The following is a 10,794-nucleotide window of genomic DNA, read 5'->3' as shown; positions in this document are numbered from 1 at the left end:
GCGGGTGATGAACTTACGTCAACATTAACCATTGATATTACGCCAACATCAGATCTAACGGATGCTAACGAAAGCATCACGATAAATGAAGATGAAACAGCTAGCGGCAGTGTATTAGATAATGCATCGACAGCTGACGGCGATGGTCCAGTAACGGTTGTTAGCTTTGTGATCGGTAACGACACCTACCTTGCTGGTGAAACCGCTCAGTTAGCGGAAGGTGATTTCATCTTAAATGCAGATGGGACTTATACCTTTGTGCCTGCAGATGATTACAACGGTGATGTACCAGTGATCAGCTACAACATTCAAGATGCAGCCGGTGATGAACTTACATCAACGTTAACTATCATTGTAACCCCTTCAATAGATAACATTCCTCCTGTGGCTTCTGATGATAGTTTTAGCGTTAATGAAGGTGAAACTGTTAGTGGCAATGTAATAAGTCGTGATGATGGTGATGGCATTGTTGATAACGATGGCGGAGATGGTGCTACTTTATTTGTAACTCAGGTAAATGGTCTTGATCTTGAATTTGGAACTAATGGGTATGCTGAAGTTGAAGTTGCTGATGGTATTTTATATATCAATGCCCAAGGTGATTTCAATTACGATAATAGTGGTTTTATTTTGGGTTCTACATCGCCAAGTTTTACCTATACAGTTAGTGATGGAACCGACACGGCGCAAGCTACAGTAACTATAGATGTTCTTGATAGTGCACCAGTGGCTAATGACGATAATAACTACATTCTTCTTACTCAAAATTCAGATGCTGATGGTCATTCAACGTCAATGAGAGTTGGAGGAAGTATAATTTTAAGAGGTAGCTCTGGTGATGTTAGAGATTCATCAGAAGATGGTACTATCGAGTTAGTGTCGGTTGCTCATAATAATGTTGTCTATGTTGTTGAAAATGGTCAACCTATTACTATTCAAGGTGAGTACGGTACTTTAACAATCAATGCTAATGGCAGATATTCTTATCGAAGTACTGAAGGGCTTGAAATACCTGAAACAGGTGTAACCGACGTTTTCACATACACCATTAAAGATGGTGATGAAGTTAATCCAGAAACAGATACCGCAGATCTAACTGTTTTCTTAGTTCCTGGACTTGTTGATGATGACGAAACACTTGCTTCATTCTCTGGAAATGTTCTCGACAATGGCTCAAGTCATGATCTTAATGCTGATAACGTTAGCGTTGAACTTAGCTTGGCAATAACGAGATTTCAAATTGGGAATCGTAGATATAGTGCTGGTGAAACTGCTGAATTAGATGAAGGTAATTTTACTTTAAATAGTGATGGTAGCTATATTTTTGAGCCTAGTGATGAATATGATGGAACAGTACCTGATATTGTATATACAGTTGAAGATGAAAGAGGGGATTTTGATACATCTACCTTAACAATTACTGAGCCTGCAACTGTATCCCCATTAAGTCTTTTTGGAGATAATGAAAGTTTTGATACAAGCACTATAGATACATCACTAATACAAAGCAGTAGTCGTTCAAGCATTAGTGAATTGAACTTTACTAATGATAATGAAGAACAACCTGACTTGAGTGATTTACTAAGTGACGATTCAGATAATTCTCTTGATGAATATTTGGCTTTTGATGATGTAGAACAAAATAGCACACTAAGTGATGACTTAATTACAGGTGAGGTTGATGCTGTAGATGCCCAAACAGTCGAACTAATTACCATTGAAGGTGATGATACAAGCCAGCATGTTACTAATGGTTTGTTAACTGATGGTGCGACTATAGTGGGTGACTCAGCAGCACCATCTGCTCCAGCACTAGCTGAAATAGACTCATCGGATATATTATAATTAGACTTTGTGTTAAGTTAACAATATATTAACATGTCAAATAGGTAACACAGTTTCTGCTGTGTTACTTTTTAGCGCTTTTATAGGAATTCACATTCAGTGCAATCCACAGTAGAACAATCATCACAATGGAGGATAAATGCTTCACAGCGTTTAAATTCTGATCCATTGCTTGATAGCTTAGTACTTCTTACTGAGCACTTCGGGAACCCATGTTCAGCCGAAGCATTAACTGCTGGGTTACCTATTAGCAGTAATTACATGTCACCAGAACTACTACCACAAGCTGCTTCTAGAGCAGGACTTAGTGCTAAACTTGTGCGTAAAGGTTTAAATGAACTGCCTTCAATGTTATTGCCATGTATTTTAATGTTGAAAGACAAAAAGGCATGTGTTCTACAAGAACTTAATATAGAAGAAAATAAGGCGATTGTTACCTTACCTGAAACAGGTGGTGAAGAACGTTTAACTATAGAAGAATTAGAGTCTAATTACGTTGGTTACTTATTTCTTATAAAACAACAATATCGTGGTGATAGAGAATTTGATGTTCATGTAAATGATTCTGCAGAACATTGGATTTTAAAACATCTTAGGGCTGCTGCGCCAATATATCGAGATGTAATTATAGCATCAATTATGGTGAATATTTTTGCCTTAGTATCGCCACTTTTTATCATGAATATTTACGATAAAGTAGTGCCTAACTTGGCTTTTGAGTCACTTTGGGTGTTAGCGATAGGCGCAGGAATTGCTTATATATTTGATTTTATATTGCGTCAATTACGTGGTTATCTTATCGATGTTGCGGGTAAAAAAATAGATATTGAAGTGTCATCTAAGCTGTTTGCTAAAGTTATCGGTATTCCGCTAGAAAAAAGAGCGCCAAGTATTGGTGGTATGGCTAAACAAATAAGTGAATTTGATAATGTTAGAGAATTTTTTTCCTCGGCAACAATCACTGCATTAGTTGACCTACCTTTTTCATTCCTATTTATGTTTTGTATTTGGTTGGTGGCAGGAGATTTAGTTTTATTTCCTATTATTTCCTCCTTATTAATCATTGGTTATACAATCTTAAAACAACCGAAACTTAGAGCTGCAATTGAAGAAAGTAATAAGTTCTCAGGCTTACGTCATGGTCATCTCATTGAGTGTTTAGGTGCAGTAGAATCAATTAAAGCTAATGGAGCTGAAGGCGTTGTGCAAAATGCATGGCAGCAAATGGTTGGTCATACTTCTACTTGGTTACTTAAATCAAAGATCATAACCAACTCAGTTGTTAACTTTGCTAGCTTTATTTTACAAGTATCTGTTGTTGCCGTTATTGTACTAGGTGTTTATCGTGTTTCAGAAAATCTGATATCGATGGGCGGAATAATAGCTGCAGTTATGTTAACAAGCAGGGCTATATCTCCTATTGCCAAATTGGCTGGTTTAATGACACGTTCTAATCAAACGATAAGTGCTTTAAGACAGCTTGATGGCTTGATGAAAGAAAAAGGGGAGTTTGAAGATAAAGGGCACTTGGCTAGCCGCCCTAAGCTATCAGGTAATATTTCTGCAGATAACATCAGCTTTACTTATCCCGAAACTGATGTCGAAACCTTGCATAAAATGTCAATTAATATCAAACAAGGTGAAAAAATTGCCATTATTGGACGAAATGGATCAGGTAAAACAACTTTAGCAAAGCTGTTGCTTGGGTTATATCAAACAACAAGTGGCAGTATTCGTTTTGATGGCTTAAATCATCAACAAATACATCCAAGTGATTTACGTCGGAACGTTGGTTATTTGCCGCAAGACATCACACTATTTCACGGAACTATTCGAGATAATATTTTATTTGGTACGCGTCAAGTTACTGAATATCAGTTAATAAGAGCAGTTCAGCTTTCAGGTGTAAGTTCGTTTACCGATCATGAGACACAAGGTCTTGATCGTCAAGTGGGTGAAAGTGGTAACGCTTTATCACGAGGTCAACGTCAGTCAATTGCTTTAGCCAGAGCTATTTTGAATGCACCACAAATCTTATTATTAGATGAGCCCACAGCCAGTTTAGATGCTAGAGCAGAAAAACAATTTATAAAGTCACTTTCTGCAACAGCAAACGATCGCACTTTATTATTAATCACTCATAAAACTGAGCTATTACGCTTAGTTGACCGTATTATTGTTATCGAGAATGGAAAGTTAGTTATTGATGGTCCAAAAGATGAGGTCTTGAAACAGCTTAAAGGCGATAAGTCAGATCAGGAGGTTTCACTTTGAAAGTAAGCCAAAAAGATCTGGAAATGGCTGATGATGTTTATGGCGCAATGCTAACAGAAGTGCCTAGCTTACATCGCCTAACTATATGGGCGATGGCTGGATTGCTCTTTAGCTTTATTCTATGGGCAAGTTTCTCATCATTAGAGCAAGTAACTTCTGGTTCAGGTAAAGTTATTCCTTCATCACAAGTACAAATTATTCAAAGTTTAGATGGTGGCGTACTCGAAAAGCTATTTGTTCAAGAAGGTATGCAAGTAACTAAAGGGCAGCCTATTGCAAGAATTGATGATACACGTTTCCGCTCAGATTTTGCTGAACAAAAGCAAGAGGTTGATAGCTTAAGAGCAAATATTATTCGTTTAAGAGCCGAGCTCTCTAGTATTTTAGTTGGCGTAAATGAAGATTGGAAATTACAAATACAGATAAATAAACAAGTGCCTATTTATCCTGAAGATCTTAATGAAAATGCTAGTCTGATGGTTGAACGTCAGCAAGATGAATATTCAGGGCGTTTAGATAACTTAATTAACCAACTAGCTATTCAGTATCAACAAATACAGCAACGTGAACAAGAAATCGCTGAGCTTGAATCTAAAATAGCTACATTAAAGGTCAGCTATGGCCTAGCCAGTAAAGAACTTGATTTGACTCGGCCTCTAGCAGAAAAAAATATAGTCTCAAAAATAGAACTATATAAGCTGGAACGCAGTGTTAACGAATTGAAAGGTGAGTTAGGTGGTATACAGTTGCTATCACCGAAATTAAGGTCTGCGCTACAAGAATCTATACTTAATCGACGAGAAACCGCTTTAGCTTATCGAGCTGAAGCTAGAGCAAAGTTAAATGAGCTACAAAATAAGCTTTCTAGAATAAACGAAGCACAAGTTGGGGCTCAAGATAAAGTAACCAAGGCACAAATTGTATCACCTGTTGTAGGTACAATTAAAACTATACATATTAATACTTTAGGTGGCGTTGTAAAGCCAGGGGAAACAATTGTAGAAATTGTACCTACAGAAGATATGTTAATGGTTGAAGCAAAAGTAACACCTAGAGATATAGGCTTTATTTATCCAGGGTTACCTGCTGTTGTTAAAATTACCGCGTATGACTTTGCAAGATACGGTGGTTTAAAAGGAAAGGTTGTGCATATTAGTGCTGACACAACACAAGACAAAGAAGGAAATAGTTTTTATGTAATACGTGTTAAAACAGAAGCATCAAGTATTAGAAATAAAAACAACGAAGAAATGCCTATTATTCCTGGGATGCTAAGTAATGTGGATGTAATTACGGGTAAGCGGACAATATTAGAATACATATTAAACCCAATTTTACGTGCTAACGAAGCAGCCTTAAGAGAAAGATAAAGCAAATAATTTTAGTGTAAACAATAAAATATGGAAATTAAAATGAGAATGAAAATGTTTGGTATAAACCGGTTAGGTATATACAGCCTACTTGGTTTATCTGCGTTATGTTCACCAATACTTAACGCCCAAAGTTTAGAAATGGCTGTGGCTCAAGCTTTAGATACACACCCTGATATAAAACAAGCTTTCGCACGCTTTAAATCAAAAGAAGAAGATGTAAATCGAGCATCTGCTGGTTATTTACCTACTTTAGATTTAACTGCAGGCTATGGATACGAGTATACAGATACTCCAGGTAATCGTAGAAGTTCACTTGGTTTCTCAGATGGAGAAACAGAGTTAAAACGTGGTGAATTTGGTTTAAGTTTAAAACAAGTTATTTTTGATGGCATGCTAACAAGTAGTGAAGTTGATAGAACAACTTATGAAGCAAGCGCCGAAAAGTGGACTCTTATTGCTACTGCAGAAGATTTGGCATTAGAAGTCAGCCAAGCGTACTTAAACTATATTAAAACTGAAGAAATTATTACATTATCAGAAAAAAATGTAAGTTCACATCAAGAAATCTACGAACAAATTAAAGAACGAACTGACTCTGGTTTAGGTAGCGTAGCTGATTTATCACAAGTAACAGGGCGTTTAGCTCGTGCTCAATCAAACTTGATTGCTGCACGAAATAACGCTTTAGATGCCAGAACTTTATTTATGCATTTAACAAATACACCGCCAAAGGATTTAGTGGTGCCTGTACCTGACGCTGATATGTTGCCTAAAAGCCGAGAGCATGGTTTAGAAGTTGCGATTCAAAATCATCCTGTTATTAAATCAGCAGGTCAAGATATTGAAGCTGCGCATTCTTTTAGAAAATCAGTAAAGTCTAGTTATTACCCAACCATTACTTTTGAATTAGATGCCAATGCTGATAATGATCTTGCTGGTGAAAGTGGTCTTAATCGCTTTGGTGATAACGTTGGTGGACATCGAAATGATGTAACAGCCATGATACGTTTGAAATATAATTTGTTTTCTGGCGGCAGAGATGTGGCACAAGAGCGAAGCGCTGCTTATAAAGTGAATGAAGCTAGAGAAATTAACTACAGCGCTCATCGCCAAGTAACTGAAAGTTATGATTATGCATGGAGTGCATTTGAAATGCTTAGCTTACAAAAAGGTTATATTAAACAACACATTATTACTTCTAAAGAAACTCAACTAGCTTACAAAGAACAATTTAGTTTAGGGCAAAGAAACTTATTAGATTTACTTGATACTGAAAATGAGCTTTTTCAAGCTAGACAAGATTATTTAGATGCTAAATATAGTGAATTAAGTGCTCGCTATAGATTACTTAATGTAACAGGACAATTGCTTGATTCATTACGTGTGACACGTTCTAGAGCATGGGAAGGAGAGCATGATTATGAGCAAGGAGCTAGCAATGAGTAATAAATTTTTTAGTGTTTCTGTAACCAATATTTCTGTTGCAATCTTAACAACCATATTAATAAGTGCTTGTGCTGGTAATAGAATTGTAAATAACGATGCACCTGTTGAGCAATTACAAGACTTAAATGACTATGACAGTGATGGTGTAATTAAAGCTCGTGAAAAATGTGATAATACAGTTCTTGGCGCTTCTATTGATAACTATGGCTGTGGAAACCAAATCACGAAAATGGAACCATTCAAAATAAAGATTAATTTTGCTAATGATTCTTTTGCTATACCTGATAATGCTTACGATAAGATCAGAGTTTTAGCGGATTTCCTAAAAGAAAACCAAGAGATAAAAGTAGTTATAGAAGGCCATACCAGTAAAGTGGGTAAAGTTAACCATAATCAAACCTTATCTGAACAGAGAGCTAAAGCTGTTGTTTTAGTGTTAATACATGACTTTAAAATACCTGCTGAGCGTCTTGATTATATAGGTTATGGCTTTCAACGATTAGAAGATGAAAGACAAACTGAAGAAGCTCATGCTGCTAATCGTCGTATTATGGCGGAGTTAACGCATACAGAACATCTTGATGAGATGGAATGGACAATTTATAGCGTTGATCAAGAACTGTAATGAATAGAGAGTAATATGAATAAAAAACGCTTTTTAACAGCGATGTTATCAAAGCCAATTCAAGTATTACTCTTTAGTTTTACTCTTCTATCTGTGCATTCAGCTTCTGAAAACTCTCAATTAGATGAAGCCAAAATTGTTAAGTCATTAAAAAATAATTATGGCTCCCGAGCTGAAAAAAGAGGTAAAGCTTGGTTCAAATTAATGAAGCCAGCAACGGTTGATACTGAACAAGATACCTTAAAAAAGGTTAACCGTTTCTTCAACATGTTTCGTTTTATTGATGATAGTAAATTATGGGGAGTAAATAATTACTGGGCAACTCCAGTAGAATTTATTGGTGTAAATGGTGGTGACTGTGAAGATTATTCTATTGCTAAATATTTTACACTACTGGAGCTGGGAATACCTGATGAGAAAATGCGTATTACCATGGTAAAAGCTGTACATCTTAATCAGTATCATATGGTATTAGCTTATTATGACACTCCAGGCTCTATTCCTCTTATTTTAGATAATATTGATGGCGTCATAAAACCTGCCACAAAACGTAACGATCTTATACCTGTATATAGTTTTAATGGTAGCCAATTATGGCTAAATAAAGATAAAGGGCGTGGGGTGCTTAGCGGTAAATCTTCTCGTTTAAAGTCTTGGCGTGATTTACGTCAACGTATAAATACAGCCACACTTAAACAACCCAAGCTAAAGCTGGAGTTTTAAAGCAATGACCTTATTTCGACAAATAAATTCGTTATTATTCGGACTGTTCCTGTTAGTAATGACCAGTTTGGTTTACTTCCAGTTTAGCCAAGCGAAAGATTTCATGAGTAAACAAATGGAATCTGATCTAAACAATACGATGACTTCACTAGGTTTAATGTTACAACCCCATATAGAAACAGGAGATATTGCATCAGCTGAAACTTTAGTTAATGTAATTTTCGAAGGTGGATTTTACCGTAAAGTAACCTTAACTTGGCTTGTTGATGGTAAAGAACAAGTATGGGAAAACCCTGTTGTTATCGAAGGTGTTCCCCAGTGGCTGGTCGATTTAGATTTATTCGAAGTGCAAAAAAAGCAAAGCACCATCACTTCAGGCTGGATGCAATTAGCAACACTTGAAATTGAAGGTCATCCTGCTTTAGGTTATCAAGAATTATGGCGAATAATGAATGATACGGTAATGATCTTATCTTTCTTATTTATTCTATCTATTTTTGCACTAAGACTTAGATTAAACAGAATTTTGAAGCCATTGAACAAGATGGCAGTGCAAGCGAAAGAAATTGCACAACGTAAATTTGGCGATGATATTGAAATGCCTAAAACTACTGAGTTACAAGAGTTAGTAACGGCAATCAATTCAATGTCAGGACAATTGAAAAATGTTTTTACTACATTAGAAGATGAAGTTAGTGAGTTAAAAGAAAACAAACTTATTGATCAAGTTTCTCACCTACCTAACAGGCAGTACTTATCTGCTCAAATGAATAACTGGTTGAACGAACCGGGATATGGTGGACTTATCCTAGCTAAATTTGATTGGTTGGAAGAGGTTTACAGTAAATATGGTTATCAAGGGCGAGATGAAATTATAAAGGCACTTTCTAGCAGAATGAAGGAAGAGTTGCCTGAGATTGCTGATAGCATTATTGCACGTATTGCGAATACCGAATTTGCCTTTTTAATAACAAAAGCTGAACATCATCAAATTGAAAAATACTTACAAACACTTATTCGTATTATTAACCAAGAGATTACTAAAGCAGGTTGCTTAGCTAATGATAAGTTTTACTTAGGGGTAAGTCAGCGCTTCGACAATATGCAACCATCAGATCTTATGTCGCAAACCGATAATGCATTGCAACAAGCATATCGAGAAAACAAAATAAGTCATTGGATTGATGCAGAGCAGCCACAGAAGTACAGTAGAGCTCAATGGCGCAGTAAACTAGAAGATTCGATATCAAACTACCACTTTATTTTTCAGTGGCAACCTGTGTTAAACATGAACACCAAAGAAGTTATTCATCGAGAAATATATTGTCGTTTAAGTATTGATGAAAGTATCGTTACGGCTGCTGAATTTATGCCGTTTATTGAACTACTTTCTTTAGGTAGCCAGCTTGATAAATGTTTATTAGAAACGATTGAGCAGCAACATATTTTAGCTATAGAGCCACAGCCGATTGCTATAAATTTAAGTCATGATAGTTTAATTGATGTTAACTTCTCTATTTGGTTAGCTCAGTTCTTGCGAAAAGCTTCACATGTTGAGCGTATGTTGTTTGAAATACCTGAGTCAACATTATTAAGCTCATTTGAACAATGTAATAATATTGCACAAGTGATTAAAGCTGCAGGAGCTAAAATAGGTATAGATCATTGCGGACGCCAGATAGGCTCTCTTGATTATTTACAAAAGTTACAGCCTGACTATATTAAGCTTGATCAGTCCTTTACTTTTTATGACAAGCTAAATCAAAGTAATGAGTTATGTCGTGCCTTGATGAATGTTGCGAAAGGCTTAAATATTGAAGTGATTATTACCGGAGTTGAAGACCAAGAGCAACTTACTCATTTTACTCGCTTAAAAGCAAACGGCTACCAAGGCTATATTTCAGCACCTGAAGATGTTGTAGTGAAGTAAGTTTGTAGTATTTTAATAATCAAGAGCAAATGAAACAGGTAGCTAAAAGCTAACTGTTTTTGTTTAACCAGATATTTGAAATGAAAGACAAAAGAATAAGGTCTTCTTTAGCACAGAGAAGGGCTATGGTTTAAAGTGTATAAGAATCGACTTTAACGCTGATCTATAAATAAGAAGCTAACCGTTAGGTAATGAACCAGAAAATATTTCTTATCTATTAATGGGGATCTATGTGAGCACTGAGAGAATTTAATTATGAAAATGGTATATACCAACGAAAATCATTTCCTTGTGACTAATGTAAGAAACCTTATTGAAGCACAAGATATAAAAACGTTTCTTAAAAATGAATTTGCTCAAGGAGCCGTTGGTGAAATATCTTCATTTGACTCATGGCCAGAAGTTTGGGTATTTGAAGATTCAGACTTTGAGCAAGCGTCACAAATAGCTACAAACTCTCAGGTTATCAATAAAGGGCAAGACTGGAAGTGTAAGCAATGTGCTGAATCTAACGATGCATCATTCGAAATTTGTTGGTATTGTCAGGGCGATAATGTGAAGTGAGTTAATACCTACCT

Annotated in this window: 8 protein-coding genes; all 8 read left to right on the top strand. The window is 36.0% G+C overall.

What is annotated here, in order from left to right:
* Positions 1-1,845: Ig-like domain-containing protein (locus Q5N69_RS16695; RefSeq protein ID WP_304370221.1), on the top strand; the 1,845-nt coding region annotated here is incomplete at its 5' end.
* A gap of 99 nt (positions 1,846-1,944) precedes the next feature.
* Entirely contained in the window at positions 1,945-4,119 is a 2,175-nt protein-coding gene (locus Q5N69_RS16690; RefSeq protein WP_304370220.1) for a type I secretion system permease/ATPase, read from the top strand.
* On the top strand, positions 4,116-5,489 hold the full coding sequence (locus Q5N69_RS16685; protein ID WP_304370219.1) for an HlyD family type I secretion periplasmic adaptor subunit: 1,374 nt from the start codon (positions 4,116-4,118) through the stop codon (positions 5,487-5,489). Before Q5N69_RS16690 ends, Q5N69_RS16685 begins: the two co-directional genes overlap by 4 nt.
* A gap of 48 nt (positions 5,490-5,537) precedes the next feature.
* A complete protein-coding gene (locus tag Q5N69_RS16680; RefSeq protein ID WP_304370222.1) occupies positions 5,538-6,938 on the top strand; it encodes a TolC family outer membrane protein in 1,401 nt (466 codons plus the stop codon).
* A complete protein-coding gene (locus Q5N69_RS16675) occupies positions 6,931-7,563 on the top strand; it encodes an OmpA family protein (RefSeq protein WP_304370218.1) in 633 nt (210 codons plus the stop codon). The genes Q5N69_RS16680 and Q5N69_RS16675 overlap by 8 nt, the downstream gene beginning before the upstream one ends.
* Before the next feature lie 15 nt (positions 7,564-7,578).
* Positions 7,579-8,286, top strand: coding sequence for a transglutaminase-like cysteine peptidase (locus Q5N69_RS16670; protein WP_304370217.1), 708 nt, complete (start codon positions 7,579-7,581; stop codon positions 8,284-8,286).
* Between the two features lie 4 nt (positions 8,287-8,290).
* Positions 8,291-10,216, top strand: a complete 1,926-nt coding sequence (locus tag Q5N69_RS16665) for an EAL domain-containing protein (RefSeq protein WP_304370216.1) — start codon at positions 8,291-8,293, stop codon at positions 10,214-10,216.
* A 255-nt stretch (positions 10,217-10,471) separates the two neighbouring features.
* Positions 10,472-10,780, top strand: coding sequence for a DUF2007 domain-containing protein (locus Q5N69_RS16660; protein WP_304370215.1), 309 nt, complete (start codon positions 10,472-10,474; stop codon positions 10,778-10,780).
* Positions 10,781-10,794: the final 14 nt, after the last annotated feature.

It is taken from the genome of Pseudocolwellia sp. AS88, assembly GCF_030551755.1.
In the GTDB taxonomy this organism is placed as follows: Bacteria; Pseudomonadota; Gammaproteobacteria; order Enterobacterales; family Alteromonadaceae; genus Pseudocolwellia.
This window is presented reverse-complemented; position numbering and strand designations above follow the sequence as displayed.

Bases quoted from the DNA above. Each gene is read 5' to 3' on its own strand.
- Q5N69_RS16675 (WP_304370218.1), top strand. From the start codon at position 6,931: ATGAGTAATAAATTTTTTAGTGTTTCTGTAACCAATATTTCTGTTGCA.
- Q5N69_RS16680 (WP_304370222.1), top strand. From the start codon at position 5,538: ATGAAAATGTTTGGTATAAACCGGTTAGGTATATACAGCCTACTTGGT.
- Q5N69_RS16670 (WP_304370217.1), top strand. From the start codon at position 7,579: ATGAATAAAAAACGCTTTTTAACAGCGATGTTATCAAAGCCAATTCAA.
- Q5N69_RS16665 (WP_304370216.1), top strand. From the start codon at position 8,291: ATGACCTTATTTCGACAAATAAATTCGTTATTATTCGGACTGTTCCTG.
- Q5N69_RS16660 (WP_304370215.1), top strand. From the start codon at position 10,472: ATGAAAATGGTATATACCAACGAAAATCATTTCCTTGTGACTAATGTA.